This window comes from Pseudomonas sp. CFBP2511, from assembly GCF_030209255.1.
In the GTDB taxonomy this organism is placed as follows: Bacteria; Pseudomonadota; Gammaproteobacteria; order Pseudomonadales; family Pseudomonadaceae; genus Aquipseudomonas; species Aquipseudomonas avellanae.
The window spans coordinates 123,264-142,487 of the sequence record NZ_JARVSI010000021.1; the positions used below are offsets into that span (position 1 = coordinate 123,264).

Annotated in this window: 8 protein-coding genes and 1 pseudogene; 4 read left to right on the forward strand and 5 right to left on the reverse strand. The window is 57.3% G+C overall.

Going from position 1 to position 19,224, the window contains the following annotated elements; translation table 11 throughout:
* Positions 1 to 8 precede the first annotated feature (8 nt).
* Positions 9 to 368 (reverse strand): PilZ domain-containing protein, encoded by a 360-nt coding sequence (locus QRN38_RS17690; protein ID WP_005768657.1) that lies wholly within the window; start codon positions 366 to 368, stop codon positions 9 to 11.
* Between the two features lie 189 nt (positions 369 to 557).
* Positions 558 to 959 carry a tetratricopeptide repeat protein gene (locus QRN38_RS17695; protein ID WP_005620234.1) on the reverse strand — a complete coding sequence of 134 codons (402 nt, stop codon included), beginning with the start codon at positions 957 to 959 and terminating at the stop codon, positions 558 to 560.
* Between the two features lie 176 nt (positions 960 to 1,135).
* Here QRN38_RS17695 and pyk point away from each other — a divergent pair, with 176 nt between their 5' ends.
* Positions 1,136 to 2,587: a pyruvate kinase gene (pyk, locus tag QRN38_RS17700; protein WP_003380907.1), complete on the forward strand. Its 1,452-nt coding sequence runs from the start codon at positions 1,136 to 1,138 to the stop codon at positions 2,585 to 2,587.
* Between the two features lie 81 nt (positions 2,588 to 2,668).
* Here the strand turns inward: pyk and QRN38_RS17705 are convergent, their stop codons facing one another.
* Positions 2,669 to 3,607, reverse strand: a complete 939-nt coding sequence (locus tag QRN38_RS17705) for an iron-sulfur-binding ferredoxin reductase (protein ID WP_007246206.1) — start codon at positions 3,605 to 3,607, stop codon at positions 2,669 to 2,671.
* 179 nt (positions 3,608 to 3,786) lie between these two features.
* Here QRN38_RS17705 and QRN38_RS17710 point away from each other — a divergent pair, with 179 nt between their 5' ends.
* The gene (locus QRN38_RS17710) at positions 3,787 to 5,310 is read left to right on the forward strand and encodes a fumarate hydratase (protein WP_003395253.1); all 1,524 of its coding nucleotides are present in this window, start codon (positions 3,787 to 3,789) and stop codon (positions 5,308 to 5,310) included.
* A gap of 88 nt (positions 5,311 to 5,398) precedes the next feature.
* Here QRN38_RS17710 and QRN38_RS17715 read toward each other — a convergent pair whose 3' ends face one another.
* Both QRN38_RS17715 and QRN38_RS17720 read right to left on the reverse strand, forming a co-directional pair.
* Positions 5,399 to 8,203, reverse strand: a complete 2,805-nt coding sequence (locus QRN38_RS17715; protein WP_057419004.1) for an RHS repeat domain-containing protein — start codon at positions 8,201 to 8,203, stop codon at positions 5,399 to 5,401.
* A 111-nt stretch (positions 8,204 to 8,314) separates the two neighbouring features.
* Positions 8,315 to 11,131: pseudogene (locus QRN38_RS17720) on the reverse strand (RHS repeat domain-containing protein).
* Positions 11,132 to 11,368: 237 nt separating this feature from the next.
* Here QRN38_RS17720 and QRN38_RS17725 point away from each other — a divergent pair.
* Together QRN38_RS17725 and QRN38_RS17730 are read left to right on the forward strand one after the other, a co-directional pair.
* On the forward strand, positions 11,369 to 14,314 hold the full coding sequence (locus QRN38_RS17725; protein ID WP_235814671.1) for a Tc toxin subunit A: 2,946 nt from the start codon (positions 11,369 to 11,371) through the stop codon (positions 14,312 to 14,314).
* Between the two features lie 41 nt (positions 14,315 to 14,355).
* On the forward strand, positions 14,356 to 19,209 hold the full coding sequence (locus QRN38_RS17730; protein WP_054090426.1) for a Tc toxin subunit A-related protein: 4,854 nt from the start codon (positions 14,356 to 14,358) through the stop codon (positions 19,207 to 19,209).
* The last annotated feature ends 15 nt before the right edge of the window (positions 19,210 to 19,224 follow it).

The window sequence follows — 19,224 nt, forward strand, 5'->3', positions numbered from 1 at the left end:
CGGCAGAATCAGGCTGACGCTTCATAAGAAGGGTAAAAACAGAAATACCGCTGTAACAGCCGGATGAAGTCCAGATACTCCGCCGAGACCTGAGACAGCTCGAAGCCAGAATCGTAACTGCCTGGTGTCTCGTCTTCGTGACACCAAAGGCACTTGGCGCTGACCTCAAGCGTCTGTCCGACAGTGTTACCCGGCAGTTTCAGGCATAAATCGAATTTAGCCCCCACCAGCACCGGCAGATCGCTGATAAGCATCAGTCCTTCCCCGGACACATTACCCAGGCACCCCACCGGCTTGCCGGTATGGCGATTGAAAACCTGCAGATAGTCCTGCAATTGGTGCCGTTCGATTTTTCGCTCTTTATGCATGGCAGGCTGCCTTCCAAGGCCAATGTTGCGTTCACCTAACACCGTTTTCTTGCCGAGGACTTCGATTGCAAACGCTCCGGGAACGCTTTTGAAGCAGCTCGTTACAGTTAGTACGTTGGTAAACACAGCCTAGATCAGATTTTTTTTAAATCCACCCGAATACGACACCTGCCATCCAAACGAGGGTAACTACTTTGAAACGGATACGTTTCGCACAGGTGCCGGTGCGGGTACAGGCCTGGCGGGCTGAGCCTGGGGGTAGTGGCCCAGTTGAGCCAGCGTGTCGAGCCTAGCGCGCGCACGATACGCATATTCGCTGCCAGGGTACTGGTTCATCAGGAACTGATAGGTCTGCGCAGCATCGACGTACAGTTTTTGCCGCTCAAGGCACTGACCGCGCAGCATCGACACTTCCGGCTGCACATAGCGCCGCTCGCGACTCTGACGATCGACCTTGGAAAGATCGAGCATCACCCGGTCACAATCGCCCTCCTGATAGGCCCGGTAGGCGTGATCCAGGTTGGAGTTCATTGCCCAGCGGGTGCAACCGCTGAGCGCAGTCAGTAATACAACAATCGTTACAATACGCATGGGAGTCTCCTGTTCTCTGCGCTGTATCGGCCTGACAGCCCGTTTCTTCAAGCAAATCGAGCGCCGACTGTCAGCCGATTGCCCGCCACGACGGCAGCACCATAGTGCAAAGGAACAATGACTAAAGCCCCGGACAGGAGTAGCCTCTCGCTGCGCTTCAATTAAGGAGTTTGTGCATGACCGTTCGCCGCACCAAAATCGTCGCCACACTTGGCCCTGCCAGCAACTCGCCGGAAGTCATCGAACAACTGATCCTCTCGGGTCTGGACGTTGCTCGTCTGAACTTCTCTCACGGTACTCCGGATGAGCACAAGGCACGCGCCAAACTCATCCGCGAAATCGCCGCCAGACACGGGCGCTTCGTCGCTCTGCTGGGCGACCTGCAGGGTCCTAAAATCCGTATCGCAAAGTTCACCGACAAGCGAATCGAGCTGAAGGTCGGTGATAAGTTCACCTTCTCGACGGCTCACCCGCTGACCAGTGGCAACCAGCAGATCGTGGGTATCGACTACCCGGATCTGGTCAAGGATTGCGGCGTAGGCGACGAGCTGTTGCTCGACGACGGTCGCGTGGTCATGCGCGTCGACACCCAGACCGCACACGAACTGCACTGCACCGTGCTGATCGGCGGTCCGCTGTCCGACCACAAAGGCATCAACCGTCGTGGTGGTGGCCTTACCGCTCCGGCGTTGACCGAAAAAGACAAGCAGGACATCAAGCTCGCTGCCGAAATGGACCTGGATTACCTGGCCGTTTCCTTCCCGCGCGATGCCGCCGACATGGAATATGCTCGCCAGCTGCGTGACGAATCCGGTGGCACTGCCTGGCTGGTTGCCAAGATCGAACGCGCTGAAGCGGTCGCCAACGACGAAGTGCTCGATGCACTGATCCGTGCCAGTGACGCTGTGATGGTTGCCCGTGGCGACCTGGGCGTTGAAATCGGCGACGCCGAACTGGTCGGTGTTCAAAAACGCATCATTCTGCACGCACGTCGCCACAACAAGGCGGTGATCGTCGCCACGCAGATGATGGAGTCGATGATCTCAAGCCCCATGCCGACCCGCGCCGAAGTGTCCGATGTGGCCAACGCCGTGCTCGATTACACCGACGCCGTCATGCTCTCGGCAGAAAGTGCGGCAGGTTCCTACCCGGTCGAAGCCGTACAGGCCATGGCACGTATCTGCGTAGGCGCTGAAAAGCACCCGACCGGCAAGACGTCCAGCCACCGTATCGGTCACTCGTTCACGCGTTGCGACGAAAGCATCGCGCTGGCCGCCATGTACACCGCCAACCACTTCCCTGGCGTGAAGGCGATCATCGCACTGACCGAAAGCGGCTACACCCCGCTGATCATGTCGCGCATCCGCTCCTCGGTGCCGATCTACGCGTTCTCTCCGCACCGTGGCACTCAAGCGCGCGCTGCGATGTTCCGTGGTGTCTACACCGTGCCGTTCGACCCGGGAGCCCTGCCGCCAGGTCAGGTCAGCCAGGCCGCCGTCGACGAACTGCTCAAGCGTGGCCTGGTCGAGCAAGGTGACTGGGTCATCCTGACCAAGGGCGACAGCTACCACACCATCGGTGGCACCAACGGCATGAAGATCCTGCACGTTGGCGACCCATTGGTCTGATAGCACTGGTCTTATAGCTCGGCGCTGCAAGCCAAGGCCCCGTCTCGCAAGAGCCGGGGCCTTTTTTATCAACGTGCCGATTCACTCCCGCGCCACAAACACATCCGCCAGCAACTGATTACGCGGCAGCCCTGCCAGATACAGCCGCTTGGCAAACAGCTCCACGCTGTCGGCACTGCCACACAACAGCGCCATCGCATGCCGCGACAACAGGCGCAGTTCGGCCAGGGTTGTCTGAAGTGTCTGCGCGGTGATCAGTTGAACCAGCACCTGTGGATGACGTTCAGCCAAGGCCTGTAACTCATCGGCCAGGTAATGTGCCTGGCTGTCGCGGGCCAGATGAATCAGACGCAGGGTGCCTTGATGCTCCTGACGCAACGCCTCGCGCAGCACGCCCCATAAAGGCCCGAGACCGGTGCCTGCCGCCAGCAGCAGCAACGGCTTGTCCTGCCAGTCAGGGTCATAACGCAGCGCCCCGCCGCGCAGTTCGCCAAGCCGCATGTCGTCGCCAATCTGCAACTGGCGGGCGGCATCACGGAATGCACCGGGCAAACCGCAATCGATATGAAATTCCAGAAACGCATCCTCGCCCGGAAGACTGGCCAGCGAGTAAGGTCGAGCAATACCGCTTGCGGTCCACAACACCTGATGCTGCCCAGCGCTGTAGCGCAAAGGGCGCAACGGTTCCAGGCGCAAGCGCAGCACCGTAGGGCCAAGCCAGTCGCAGCCCACGACCTTCGCCGGCAAGCCATCGCGCCGAGGGTCGAACACCTCGACGGTCAGATCCCCCACCACTCGGCACTGGCAGGCAAGCCGCCAACCCTGCTGGCGCTTTTCAGCGGGCAAGGCCTCGGGCAATGCGTCCTCAGGCTCACCCTTTACGCAGCGCACCAGGCACGCATGACAACTGCCGGCACGGCAACTGTACGGAACCGGCACACCGGCATGGTTCAGGGCGTCGAGCAGGTTGCCGGCCGATGGCACCGACCAGCTACGCTCACCCACATGCAATTGAGGCATTCAGACGCCCTGCGCAGAAAATAACAGCGATTGTACAGACTGGCTTGTCGGGCGGGTTATACTGCCGCGCCTTTTTGCGCCCGCTACGGCTACCCTGACAGCTCTGGTTCAAGCCGCAGTTCCAGACTGCCGCCGATAGCGTAATTGAATGTTCCCGTCCTTACAGAGGAGCGCGCCGCATGACCGTGATCAAGCAAGACGACCTGATTCAGAGCGTTGCAGATGCACTGCAGTTCATTTCCTATTACCACCCCGTGGACTTCATCCAGGCCATGCACGAGGCGTATCTGCGTGAAGAATCGCCTGCCGCCCGCGACTCCATCGCCCAGATCCTGATCAACTCGCGCATGTGCGCGACCGGTCATCGCCCGATCTGCCAGGACACCGGCATCGTCACGGTTTTTGTGCGCGTGGGTATGGATGTTCGCTGGGACGGCGCCACCATGGGCCTGGACGACATGATCAACGAAGGCGTGCGTCGCGCTTACAACCTGCCTGAAAACGTCTTGCGTGCCTCGATCCTTGCCGACCCGGCAGGCGCTCGCAAAAACACCAAGGACAACACCCCGGCCGTTATCCACTACTCCATCGTCCCGGGTAACACCGTGGAAGTGGACGTCGCGGCAAAAGGCGGCGGTTCAGAAAACAAATCGAAGATGGCGATGCTCAACCCGTCCGACTCGATCGTCGACTGGGTTCTGAAAACCGTTCCGACCATGGGCGCAGGCTGGTGCCCCCCGGGCATGCTCGGCATCGGCATCGGCGGCACCGCAGAAAAGGCCGCGGTCATGGCCAAGGAAGTGTTGATGGAGTCCATCGACATTCACGAACTGAAAGCCCGCGGCCCGCAAAGCCGTATCGAAGAGATGCGTCTGGAGCTGTTCGAGAAGGTCAACCAGCTGGGCATTGGCGCTCAGGGCCTGGGCGGCCTGACCACCGTGCTCGACGTCAAGATCATGGATTACCCGACCCACGCCGCGTCGCTGCCGGTGTGCATGATCCCCAACTGCGCCGCCACCCGCCACGCGCACTTCGTGCTCGACGGCAGCGGCCCTGCCTCGCTGGAGGCTCCATCGCTGGACGCCTATCCGGAAATCGTCTGGGAAGCCGGCCCATCGGCCCGCCGCGTCAACCTCGATACTCTGACCCCGGAAGAAGTACAAAGCTGGAAACCGGGCGAAACCGTTTTGCTCAATGGCAAGATGCTCACCGGCCGCGACGCAGCGCACAAGCGCATGGTCGAAATGCTCAACAGGGGTGAAACCCTGCCGGTAGACCTCAAGGGTCGCTTCATCTACTACGTCGGCCCGGTTGATCCGGTACGCGAAGAAGTCGTCGGCCCGGCCGGCCCGACCACGGCCACCCGGATGGACAAGTTCACCCGGCAGATCCTCGATCAGACCGGGTTGCTGGGCATGATCGGCAAGTCCGAACGCGGCCCGACCGCCATAGAAGCGATCCGTGACCACAAGGCCGTGTACCTGATGGCCGTTGGTGGTGCTGCCTATCTGGTGGCTCAGGCGATCAAGAAATCCCGCGTCGTGGCCTTCGCCGAGCTGGGCATGGAAGCGATCTACGAGTTCGAGGTTAAGGACATGCCGGTGACCGTTGCCGTCGACAGCACCGGTGAATCCGTTCACATCACCGGCCCGCAGATCTGGCAGAAGAAGATCAGCGACAGTCTGGCGGTGGAAGTGCAGTAAGCAGCAATGTCAGCAAGCCCGGCCAACAAGCCGGGCTTGCTGCATTAGCTTCTGAGTGCCGCGCCTTGCCCCACGCAGTCATTCGCCACTACATCGAATACAGACGCACTGGAACGGCATGTTTTTTGAAAAAAGCTACGGTTGAAGGATCAGACCTTGCCGTGTCCAGATCAGAGAACTTCTCGAACTTCAAAAACTTCATATCTCGCCATTTTACGGGGGCATGCGACTGCCATTCTATATAGCTGGAGGATCCAGATCCGGGTTCGGCGTTATCGTTTTTACCCAAGCCCTGAGTGAGCGCTTCCCAAGTACAAGGAAGCATGCTGGTTACCAAGGGAAACACATTTCCAGACGAAGCCAGGACATCCAGGGAGACTTTTGAGCATAGGCTGTCGGCTCCTGTAAACGTCATATAGGACCTCGCCTGGTCTGACAGGTGAAAAGCCGCACTACCGTGGCTAGGTGCACCGCCTGCACCGCTATGCCTGTCGACCTGAAGAGCACCGTAAAGAGGACGTCGAGTTCCCTTGTTTTCTTGCGCTCCAGTCAGGGCTGCTCTACGAACAAGCTCAGACGACGAATCGCCATACTTAAACATCAGATTTTCGAATTTATCTCTCCTGCGCGTCCAGCTGTCCTCATGCGTTAGTGTATGCCACCTATTAATCATTCCCTCGCCCTTCAACCGTCCAAGCTTTTCTGGCTGTATATTAAAGGTCATCGGAGCTGTCTCAAGAACCCCGCTCACCGCCTCCAGGAGTTCTCCCACACTTCCTGAAGACGTCGCCCCCGTGCGCTTTTTCAATGATTCGATGGCGCTTTCCTTATCCCTTTCCCTCCGCTCCATTATTCTGGGTTGAAGATACGTATCAAAGTGCAGCTTGCTCGCTTCGGCAGCCTGCTTCGCAGCGTTGCTTCGCTCACCAAACAAGCCGGTGTTGTCGACCATGAGTACCGGCGCATTGCCAACAAAACGGTACAGATTCAACCCATCCACATCCCCCGCCGGGTCCGGATTGATCCACCGCTGCAACCACGGCGCGTAATACCTGAACCCGTAATAATAAAGCCCGCTGGCATCGCGCTCTTTACCCGAATAACGCACGGTCTTGTACTTGGCTTCCACTGCACTACGCGCCGCCCACCAGGCCGTGCCGCCAAAGGGGTAATAACTTTCCTGGCTGATCAGACCGCCTTGCTGATCAAGCTCCAGCGTGCTCGAGCCCAGATGATCACCCAGGCTGTAACGCACCTGATCGTTCACAATGGAATCCGGTTTTCCAGCCTCCCAGTGCAACACCCGCACACTGTTGCGACCCGCCTGAGCCGTAACGACATGAAGGATTTCGCCATCGGCCGTGGTCCGGATTTCCAGCCCCGGCAGGTAGCGAACTTCGTTGGTCAGTGTGCGACCTGATGCCTGCGAGGTGCTGATCTTGCGACAACGTTGACCCTGGCCGTCATAGACATAGCGTTCGTCATCGTTCGGCTCGTCTTCACGTTGCACGGTGGTGATGTGCTGCAACTGATTACGCGCATCCCAGCTCATGGTCTGCCCACGCACGAGCTGCAACAGGTTGCCGTTGGCGTCGAAACTTGTGGCGAAATCCACTTCTCCTTCAGCGTCGGGCAGGCTGCGATTGCTGTCGGGATCAACGTGCATGTTGCGGGTGAAGTCGTGCGCGCCCTCGTGGCGCATTTGCAGCAGGTTACCCGCAGCGTCGTAGCTGTAACGCTGTGTGTAGTTGCTGACCTGACACGGATCATCCGTCGGCAGAGATTGCAGGCCCGGCAACGCCGGGCCATGGCTGGCACCGTTGCTGACTTCACGGCCGCTGGCTTCGATCAGTTGATACAGCGTGTCGTACTCGAAGCGACTGATCGGTTCGATAAGCTGGTTGTCACAATAGCGGTCTGGCTGGGACGCATCGTTGACCACCAGAACATTACCGACCGGGTCATAGCTGTAAATCAGCTTTTGCAACAGCGCGCCATCCGCCGCCATCGCGTTGAGCGCACCGAGCCGACTGTCCTGCGGATCATATTGGAAATGACTGACAACACCATTGCCCGCCGTTTCCTGCTCGACTTGGTCAAGCGCGTTGTAACGTATTTCACTGACCAGCGTCTGCGTCTGTGCGGCACCGGCCAATGTCAGTTCAGCAGTTTTCAGCTGCCCAGCGACGGTCATGCCAAAGGCCTGCGTGTTGCCCATGGCATCGGTCTGCACGAGCACTTCGCCCAGCGCATTGAAACCCCAGCGGGTTTGCAGCCCGACAAGCTCAAGCAGCGCATCGCGCTCTGCTTCGGCCAGCGGCCAGTCCGGACTTTCAGGCGCTTGCAAAAAATGCCGTTTCTCACCCAGCGCATCGCCAAGCAGGCCGTAATCATGCGGCAAACGCGAGCCTGCCGTATCGTCATGGCGAATCAGTTGATTGCACTGGTTATGCTCAACGGCGTCGGCGCCACCATAGGCCAGGCGTTCGACGACAAGCCCCTGCTCTGTCACAGAGACCGGGCGCAGCGAACTGTCGTATTCCATCAAGCGCTGAGTGCCTCGCCCGTCCCGGCTTTCAAGCAACTGCCCTGCCTCGCCCATCAGGTTCAGTCGCCAACCCGAGTCGACGCTTTCGCTCAGCAAGGCCGCTCCGGACAGACTGAACCTGACCACCCGATTTGCCGGGGTCTGCGCTTCGGTTTCCGAGCGACTGAACAGACGCGGATCACGACCGACAACCGGACGCCCTGCCCAGTCATAGCGCTGATGGGTCACCTGCGCGCAAAGAGGCTGCCCGGCCACAGTTCGACAGAACTGCACGCTACGCACGGCCAGCGCACGTGGTTCAATGACCACCAGTATCGGCGTATTGCTGTGCACAATCGAACTCATGACCTTCATCCATGAAAGTTTGATATGACCTTATTCCCGGCGATGGGCGTGCAGCAATAAAAACTGTCAGCCTTGCCCATGCCGGATGGCATGGATAGCCCACTGCCGGCATTATACCAATGCACCCCAGCTTCTCAGACGGCCTTTCACAGCCGACTCCGCAAGCATGAAACTTAACATTGCCAAGCTGTCTGCATTGTTCATCAATAGATTGGTTCGTACTCCGGGATCGCTCAAACGCTCGACTTTCAGGTCCTGCATGCTCTTGACCTTGAAAAGTTCCATGGCTCTCTCGGCACCTAGCACATTCTTTTGCATCATGCGCTCGACGCTTCGAAACATGTGCGGATTTTTTTGACCATAAGAATATTCCATCGCCGACTGAAGCCCGCCCTCAAGGTGCGTCAGGTAGCGCTCCTCACTTATAGCGGCTTCCTTTTCATCCCGTAAGCCGGGAGCCAGGTACCCGAAATCAAGAATTTCGTTGTCGCGGACGATGTGGGACACTTCATGCCCCAGTGTGATTGATGTGCCCGCCACATGATGCTTTAAAAAGTCTTCTACTATGAATATGCGTTTATGCTGATCTTCGAGGTCAATAAATGCATCCGTCCCCGGATAGCTTTTCATCACAGCAATCTGATTGTACTGCTCCCCTCCTTCATCATATTCTTTCAGCATGGCCGCCGTTGCAGTGTATGTTTCAACCACCTCGCCAAGCCTCTCCTTGACGCTGTCCCCCAACACATAACTCACCAGCATTTCAGGCATGTCCGCCAACGCCGGAGCGGCGAGAATTGTTGAGCTTTCATCAAAGGCAAGGTGAGCGAGCTTAAAAGCCTTGTCCATATAATTACTTTCAGTGTTTGGAAGCCTTGATATTTCGCTTCTACCACGTGCAAGAATGCGGGTATCAAGTAACACGTCACGCTCGACACTGTCTCGCCGTCCACGATAGTCGCCGGCGAGCCCAGAGGGGTCCACGCAAGCTGCCGGACTATTCCCAACCATTGCATAAAAATTCAACCCATCCACATCCCCCGCCGGGTCCGGATTGATCCACCGCTGCAACCACGGCGCGTAATACCTGAACCCGTAATAATAAAGCCCGCTGGCATCGCGCTCTTTACCCGAATAACGCACTGTTTTGTACTTGGCCTCCACTGCACTGCGCGCCGCCCACCAGGCCGTGCCGCCAAAGGGGTAATAACTTTCCTGGCTGATCAGGCCGCCTTGCTGATCAAGCTCCAGCGTGCTCGAGCCCAGATGATCACCCAGGCTGTAACGCACCTGATCGTTCGCGATAGCGCCTGGTTTTCCTGCTTCCCAGTGCAACACCCGTACTCTGTTGCGACCCGCCTGAGCCGTAACGACGTGGAGAGTTTCTCCATCGGCCGTAGTACGAATTTCCAGCCCCGGCAGGTAGCGAACTTCATCGGTCAGTGTGCGACCTGATGCCTGAGCAGTACTGATCTTGCGACAACGTTGACCCTGGCCGTCATAGACATAGCGTTCGTCATCGTTCGGTGCGTCTTTACGCTGCACAGTGGTGATGTGCTGCAACTGGTTACGCGCATCCCAGCCCATAACCTGCCCGCGAACCAGTTGCAGCAGATTGCCATTGGCATCAAAACTCGTAGCGAAATCCACATCCCCGTCATCGTCCGGCAGGCTGCGATTGCTGTCCGGTGCAACGTGCATGTTGCGGGTGAAGTTGTGTGCGCCTTCGTGGCGCATTTGCAGCAGGTTACTCGCAGCGTCGTAGCTGTAACGCTGTGTGTAGTTGCTGACCTGGCAAGGATCGAGCGTCGGCAGAGATTGCAGGCCCGGCAGCGCCGGACCATGGCTGGCCCCGTGTCTGATCTCCCGCCCCGTGGCTTCGATCAACTGATACAACGTGTCGTAACAGTAACGGTTTATCGGCTCGATACGCTGATTGCCGCAATACCGGTCTGGTTGCGAGGCATCGTTGATGAGTAGAACGTTACCTGCCGGGTCATAGCTGTAGTTCAGTTTTTGCAACACCGAGCCGTCGGCAGATAGCGCACTGAGCTCAGTCAGCCGACCGTCCTGTTGGTCATACAAATAGCGACTGACCACGCCATTTCCTGCCGTCTACTGCTCGGCCTGATTGAACGCGTCGTAGTGAATTGCACTGACCAGCGTTTGCCGCTGTGCCGTATTGGCCAGGGTCAGTTCAACAGCGTGCAGTTGCCCAGCCACACCGTGACTGAAACGCTGGACATTACCGTTTGCGTCAGTCTGCGCCAGGTCCTCGCCCTGCGCGTTGAAAGCCCAGCGCGTCTGCAGGCCGACCGGCTCGAGCAGTGCATCACCATCAGGCTCGGCAAGTGGCCAGTCCGGGCTGTCGGGCGACTGCAGGAAGTACCTTTTTTCGCTCAACGCCCTACCCGACAGTCCATAGTCCAGCAGCAAACGCGAGCCTGCCGTATCGTCATGGCGAATCAGTTGATTGCACTGGTTATGCTCAGCAGTGGCAGGCCCGCCATAAGTGAAGCGCTCGGTCATTCGGCCTGATTCGTTGATCGCCAAAGGGCGCAACAGCCTGTCGTATTCGATCTGGCGCGGGTTGTCACGTCCGTCACAGCTGTCGACTAACTGCCCCGCTTCGCCGTTCAGGCTCACCCGCCAACCTGAGTCGACACTGTTCGATAGCAGCAAAGCCCCGGACAAGCTGACGATTTGCATCAGGTTCACAGGCGCACAGACACTGTATTTCAAACGACTGGAAAAACGTGGATCGCGACTGGCGATCAGTCGCCCGGCCTTGTCGAAATAGTGCTGCGTCACCCTGGCTTCAACAGGCTGACCATCAGCGCCACGATAGAACTGCACACTGCGTACCGGCAGGCCCCGTGAATCGCTGACCGCCAATTGCGGCGTGTTGGTGTGCATGATCGAGTTCATCCTTGAAACCTCTATCCGCCGTTAGTGACGCCCTTCAACCATAACAGCAGACAAATGGACGCACGCTGTTTGGTCAAGAACCAATAGGCATAACCTTTGGGCAGTCAATCGCCAATGAATATACCTCCAGCGTCGGGCGCTAATGCTTTGTTTTGCCGGGAAATTCTTAGTGTTGTTGATGGTTGACTGACACTTTTGTCAGCTAGACGCGAGCGCCATGCTAAACAAGGCTGTGTCATGACCACTGGAGCGCCGGACATGACCGAGCAACCCTTCTCCCTTCTACGCAACCTGGCCCGAACCGGGAACGACACGCACGAACATGGCGATGACACGTTATCGTTCATCAACGCGATGGAAAAACTGAACATCCATTCAGTGTTCGATATCGTACGGCGCTCCAAAAGCGCTTTTGTTCACGAACTCTCACGTATCAGTGATGCTGATGCAGCGCTCGCCTATGAAAACGCTCGCTGTTACGCCACCCAGATCGTGCGCCTGTATCGCAATCAACTGCTGTCCTCAGGCCGAACCCAACAGCTGACGCGGCGCACCGGCGTGCGTTCGCTGGTAGACATCGGGCCTGGCTTCCCTAATCTGTTCAAGGAGAACTGGGATCTGTTTTGCAAGGTGGGTGCAATCGAGGCCAAGGATTCGCCAGTGGCGTACCTGACGTCCTTGTATCGTTTTGCTATGGAACAGCTGGAAGGCAGCGTGGCGGAACCGAGCCGAATCAAACTCGATGAACGACGGCCTGACCTCAAGGATCTGTTGATCGATCAACAAAGCACCTTCACGCCAGTGCCTACGCTGCATATCGTCAATCAGGTGTTAAGTAAAGCCATCAACGCCTACGTGGACACGGTGCCTGAAGACAAGGGCAAGACTATTTACCAATTGGTGGCCGAGAAACAACACCCGTTTCAGTTTCCTTACAACTTTCACTTTCAACAGATAACGCTGGGGCTGGCAGGCAAAAAGCCGATGCTCGGTGAGCTGAGTTATCACGTCAGCCTTGAAGTTCCGGCGACCTCGACGCCGACTGACGAGTTTGGAAAAGTGCAGCAATCCAGCGCCATCGCACAGGCGCTGATGAGCGGTTTAAGTCCTGAACAACAGGCAATCGTGCTTGAACCTGCACTGACGACTCAGCCGGAAGTCATCATTCCGTTCTTCAAAACCAAATACAACATCGCTTACTCAGACGACGCCAGCAATCCGCTCAATAGCCTTGATACCTTCATGGCCAAGACCGAGCTCGACAGCGATGCCGTGGAAGCACTTCTTGCCATGGGCGGTCATACGCCTTACCCCTCGCCCAATATCCAATCGGCTGGACAAATTGCCGGGGGGAAGCCGTCACATGATGAAGGCGCTGCTGCAATCGTGAGTCGCTTTGGGGCTGGATACGTCAATGGCACAGCCGCCGATCCAGCGATGGGGCTTCGCAAGGACATTGATGGTGTCGTATACCTGACCAACACCAGCGTGGACCGTTTCGACCGCCTGCAACGCATGATCCGTCTGCAGCGCTGGACAGGCATTTCTTTCACAGCGCTGGACACGTTGGTCATGGCCGTCATTCGCTCCGAAGGCGCCGTGAACCCTCAGATGGTGCTGACGGTAAATACGCTGCGCGCACTGGGAACCTATCGGTATCTGAACAAACGTTACGGCCTCGCGCCTGGTGAGTTTGCAGCCTTTGTTCACCAGATGCCCGGCGAGGCAAACGACGGACGCTTGCCGATGTTCGACCGGGTATTCAACAACCCTGCATTGTTCGATACCCCGCTGGTGCTGGATGGGTCGATTCTCGACCTCGATCAGGACAGTAGCGAGCACGTCAAAGCTCGCGCTCAATTGAGCCGAGCCTTGCATTTGTCCAGCACTCATGAGGGCCTGAGGCAACTGGCCATCGATGTTCGCGAACTGATTGGCAACGCGCCCACTGACTTCAGACTCAACGTCAGCATGATCTCTTCGCTGTACCGCCAAGCCCGCATTGCTTCGATGTTCGGTCTGACCACTGCGCAATGCCGGGCATTGATCGACCTGCTAGGCTCTCTGTCTTTTCGGAAAAAGGTGGTCTCAGGTCAACTCGACGACACCGAACCGGACGTGCTCGATATCCTGATGCAACTGGACTGGGCAGTCACATGGCTCGAAGCGTCTGATCGAGACGTCACCACACTGCGACGTCAGGCAGGCTGGGACATGACCGAAACAATAGTCACGCAGGAACTGACTGTTCAGCTTGAGCAATTAACCAATGATGCGCGCCTGGCTGTAGTGAACAGCGACCAGCTGGCATCCCTTGATTTGCCAAGCAAGGATGACCAAAACAACACCATCAATTGGTGGTTAATCCTCTCTTACCTGATCGACGAATCAGGGCTGGTCAGGACTCAGCCGCTGCACGAGGAACCCGCGGTCAGCATCCGCCGCACCCTGCATGAACGCTTGTCCGCCATAGCCATCGCGGAACCCCTTGCAAGCGAAGTCGAAGCCAGACTTGCAACGTTCGTATTGAACGGCTATCGGAATCAGCATCGGCTGGTGGAAGAGCTGTTGCTGACCCTCACCGGTTTGCCGCCGGACCGTTGCGAGCCGGTGATACGCTGGGCAGGCAGCGACGTAAGCAAGTTTCTCGCTGCGTTACTTTGGGATAATGGCGTCATTCAGACACTCTCGACGCTGATTCGCTATTCAGAAGTCAGCCAGCAACTGGGGCTGAGCGCCCGGGCACTGCGCACTTTTTTGATCAATCCACGCTGGCTGTACGCAGGCTCAGAAGGCCAGTTTTATCTCTCACCGAACAGTCTGTATTTGCTCGACCGTTACAGCAACTGGCGCGACAACTGCGGTTACCCGGAGGAAGCGCTGCTTGAGTATTTCAAGCAAGCCAATGACCCGCAGCGAGACGCTACACAATGTGCTGCGCGGCTGGCGTCACTGACAGGCTGGACGTCATCTGAAGTGCTGGCCGCAAACGCATTGCTGACCGGGTCAGATCGTATCGCTTCCAGCATGCACGAAGTGGACTGGTTAAGCCGGATGCACAGCGCCAGTGATGTCACCGGCCTTTCGGCAAGACAATTACTGTCGGCTACCGACCTGACAGCGACCAGCACGGCCTCGCACTGGAAGTCCGTAGGCGAAGCCGTGATAGCCGCCAACCGTTAAGCCGTGAGCATTAACCTGTTCAATGCCATGGAGGCCTGATCATGTCCGATACCCTTGAAAGCCGGCTCAACGAATCCTTTCGCGATGCGCTGGTAGCTTACTATCTGAGTGAGGTCGTACCCAACGACCCTATGCTGAAGCGCCTGGGCCTGGACCAGCGCTTGAAAACCGCCAATGACCTGTATGAGTTTTTTCTGCTCGACAATCAGGTCAGCAATGAAGTCCAGACCAGTTATGTCGCGTCGGCAATGAGCAGCCTGCAGCAGCTCATCAATGGCACGTTACTGGGCATGGAGCCGGGCTATGAAACGCTGCTGCCGACCGAAGCGCGCTTTGTCGAGTGGCGTGAACGCAGCAGTCAATACCCGATCTGGGCGGCCAATATGCAATTGGCACTGTATCCGGAAATCTATATTTCTCCGGCATTGCGCTTGAAGAAGTCCGGCTACTTCACGCAACTGGAAAACGATATCAATCAGAACAGGATCAATATCGACACGGCGCAAGATGCGGTAAAAGCCTACCTGGCCAGTTTTGAAGAAGTCGCCAACCTGACGATCATCAACGGCTACATCGACAGCGACCGATTCGCAGAAGGCAAGTACTACTTTATCGGCAAGTCGCGCGCCGAGAACATTTATTACTGGCGCACGGTGGACATGAATGAGCGTGCCTACCAGGAAGGCACTGAAGGGGCGAAGTTCGACAATCCGACACCCGGTGCCTGGTCCGACTGGAAGCGCGCCGAGATCGGCATCAATGCCAATACACTGGAAAGAACCATTCGCCCGGTGTATTTCAACAATCGGTTGTTTGTGACGTGGGTGGACCTGGTTCACGTGACCGAACAGGTAGCGGTTACGCTGCCCGAAGGCACGGTTAAGCCAGGCGCCGATGGCAGTATCCCCATCACCCCACCGGCTGACATCGCGCCCTTGACGGTGATCACACCCAATGTGCGTCTGGTATTCAATATTTCCTATAAAAAATATGACGACTCCTGGAGTGCGCCACAAATCTACATGGACGTGACCACACCCAATGTCTTCACCCGGGCAGGCAAGGCAGTCAACCTTGAAAACGACCTGAACAGTATTGCCATCTTCGATGTGTCGGCCTCCCCGGAATCGCTGTTTATCGCCATGTATGCGGGTGAAGCGCTGGCGCCTGGTGACACCGATGGATCAACATCGACCTATGCTTTTCTACACACGGCCTTTATCGACAAGAATTTCAACAAAACGCCAGCTTTTCCAGTTGCGAACTACGTAGACGCCGTTTCCGACAAGGCAGACCTGGGTCTGGAGCAACCTCGCGTGCGCAAGACCTGCTGGGCATTTGCTTTAAAGAACAAGGGGAATTTTCAGTTTACGTGGAGCTTGTATATCAGGCTAAAACCATCCCTGACAACATCTCCAAACGATGGCGACACCTGGTGGGACTACCAAGACCATCAGGAAGCAATAGCCCAGATGACCGGTGTCTATGCACCCCGCCTGGACCTTGAAAACTCCACAATAAAATTAAGCACTGCAATAAACAAGGACATCCTCATTAATGGTACTACTAAAACCACACTCGTATTGACTGAGCCAGCCAGCCAGTGGACGTTTGAGTTCATAACGACACCCGACGATCTCGACATCTACCATGAAAACTTTATATTACAGAACGGCTCAAACTTAAAAATCGAATCAACCGGAGGCTATTGGGGCGACCTGGCGCTGGACCTATATAGCGCTGTAGCCGCTCCCCCCTCAAGTACCACTTTCCTTCGCAACCCATACAATAGTTTTTACCGTATAGAACGATATACCACCGACTGGAACCTTAGAGGCGGCAAACTGAAGGTGGGCGCTGTCGAGCTAATGTCTTTGGCGGCAACCGACCCGGAGGTCATATCCTGGGCACTCATAGCACTTATACAAGGCGAAACTTCATATAATCTGTATCCCTCTGCACACGTAGGGCCTCACTACACTGACACGCTTTCTTTCGCCCAATCGTTCAGTTACCCATTGGATATGAACGTCCCCCACAACAACTCGCAAAAGCAGCTGACCGCACGACCTCCGACCAGCAGCATTACAGCACCGAGCCGTTACGAAACAATCATTACATTCGATAAATCCACGCTTCTGCCAAATCTTCCGCAAACCCAATTCATCAGCGGATCGAAAAAGTTTTACATCACCCACGGCTTTGCCGTAAACACGCTAGTTCCCCCTGCCTGGATCGGTAACGCCCTCAAATCCACCGAAATAGAGCTGGAGTGGACAACCGCTGATGGGGGCGACCCTATCGCGCCCAAAATCAGCAAACGCATCAACGCCATTCTGGGGATCGCCGAATACATCGATTTCTCCGCCTCCAGCATTCGGTTCAGCGACAACTCCACCATCGATACCCGCGACCCGATCCGCATGAACACGCTGTTCGCCCGCGAGTTGATCAACAAGGCCAACATTGCGCTCGAAGCCTTGTTGTCCTGGGACACCCAGCAGCTACAGGAACCGCCCATCGATGATGACGCCATCGCTGACCTGATGGACTTCGAAGGTGCCAACGGCCTGTACTTCTGGGAGCTGTTTCTGCATCTGCCGTTCATGATTTCCCATCGCCTCAACCTGGAACAACGCTTCACCGATGCCGAACGCTGGCTCGGGTTCATCTTCGACCCTGGCCGTAAAAAAACAGGCGACGCACCGGCTTACTGGAACGTTCGACCTCTGGTGGAGATACCGGACCCGGATTACTTTCTGCGCGCCCCTATCGACCCGGACGGCATCGCGGCAAGCGACCCGGTGCGCTATCAGAAAGCGGTGTATTTCCATTACATCAAAAACCTTATCGACCGCGGCGACATGGCCTATCGGCAATTGACGCCCGACAGTCTGGGCGAAGCCAAGCTGTGGTACGTGCGTATTCTCGATCTGCTCGGGCCGCGCCCGGATGTGAAACTGACCAGCCAATGGACGCCGATGGCACTGGGCGATCTGGCAGCATCCACCAGTCCGGGACTGCGGGCTTTCGAGCAGCAGCTTGTCGAGCAGGAACAACAGGTACGTGCCAGCGCCGCCGTCAACGATGGCAAAGCCACTGTCAGTTTCAGCCAACCGTCCCTGCGCTTGAGCACCTTCGGCAGCGACCCGACATTGAACGAGGAAGACAGCGATCACTTCATCCTCCCGATGAATTCGGAGCTGGTCAAATACTGGGACATGCTTGAGTCGCGCCTGTACAACCTGCGCCACAACCTCACCCTGGACGGCAAGCCACTGTCGCTGCCGCTGTTCGCCGCACCGCTGGACCCACGGGCGCTGCTCGCAGCCTACGCCAATGGCGCGACCGACAGCGGTGCAGGCAGCCGATTGGCTCAGGAAACGCCCCACTATCGTTACCCGGTCATGTTCGCCAGGGCCAGCGCGGCGGTGGAGACCCTGATCCAGTTTGGCTTCACCTTGCTGTCGATCATCGAGCGCAAGGAGCAGGGCCAACTGATGGAGTTGCAACAGCAGCAGGTCTGGGAGTTCGCCCAGTACGCCATTGACCTGCAGCTTGAGGCGCAAAAAGTCGAAGTTCAGGCACGCAAGGCATTGGAGGCCAGCAAGGCCGTGATTGATGCCCGAGCCAGTTTTTACGGCCTACTGGCGGCTGAAAATGTCAGTGCAGGGGAAGTCGCAGTAGGCCGCGAGCTACTCGCTGCACGGATTGCTGAAGGGAATGCCAACACATCAAACGTTGCGGCTTCAGCCTTGAAAGTGGCTCCTAATCATGCGGGCTTTCATGCCGGTGCGACAGGCGGCATGGCTGTCGGCGCTGCGGCAGGAGGTGCTGTCGGGGGCTTCCGCCTGGAAGGCGTGCTGGAAATGGTCGCCGTCGCATTTCATGCCTCCGCCGCTCAGCATACGTCTATCGGCCAGGCACTGGAACGCGCGGAATCCTTCCGTCGGCGCCTCCAGGAATGGGAACACGCGCGCGATCAGGCCTTGCTCGAGTCCGAACAGATCACCTTGCAACTGACTGTCCACGACGCCCAGACCCGCGTTACCGCCTTGCAACTTCGTCAGGCTCAGGAAGCCAAAAAACAGGCCGAGACTGTCTATGCATTTCTCAACAAGCGCTTCACCAACAGCCAGCTCTATCAATGGCTCAATGGGCAGTTCTCGACCTTCTACTACCAGGCCTATGACGCCACGTTCTCACTGTGCCTGGCGACGCAAGCCAGCTGGCAGTATGAAATTGCCGACTACTCGGCCTCCTTCATCCAGCCCGCGGCCTGGAAGGATGCCTGGCGCGGTCTGACTGCTGGCGAGGCCCTGAAACTGAATCTGCTGCGCATGGACGCGGCCTATATGGCACGCAACGAGCGCAAAATGGAGATCGTCAAGACGGTATCGGTGCGCCAGTTGCCAATAACCGAGGGAGATGGTGCCGGGATTAATCACGGCTGGGATGCCGTGGTCGAGCGCCTGGCGCAAGACGGGATTGCCGAGTTCGAAATCACCCGAGCCATGCTTGACGAGGATTACCCGAGCCACTACCTGCGGCGCATCAAGCGCATCAGTGTGTCGTTGCCAGCCACGGTCGGGCCTTATCAGGACATCCGCGCCACCCTGACCCAGTCGTACAGCGCGGTGCAGATGGACGCCCAGCCTGACGGGCCGCTCAAGGAAAACATGCGTGCCAGCCAGCAGATCGCCTTGTCTACCGGCGTGGACGATGACGGCTTGTTCGTTTTCAACTTCGACGATGAGCGCTATCTGCCGTTCGAGGGCACTGGCGCAATCTCTCGCTGGACCCTGAGCTTTTCCAACCCGGCGGCGCAGCGCGACATGATCAACTCGATCACCGACATTATCGTGCACATGCGCTACACGGCGAAAAGCCGTTAACCGACTGGGAGCAAG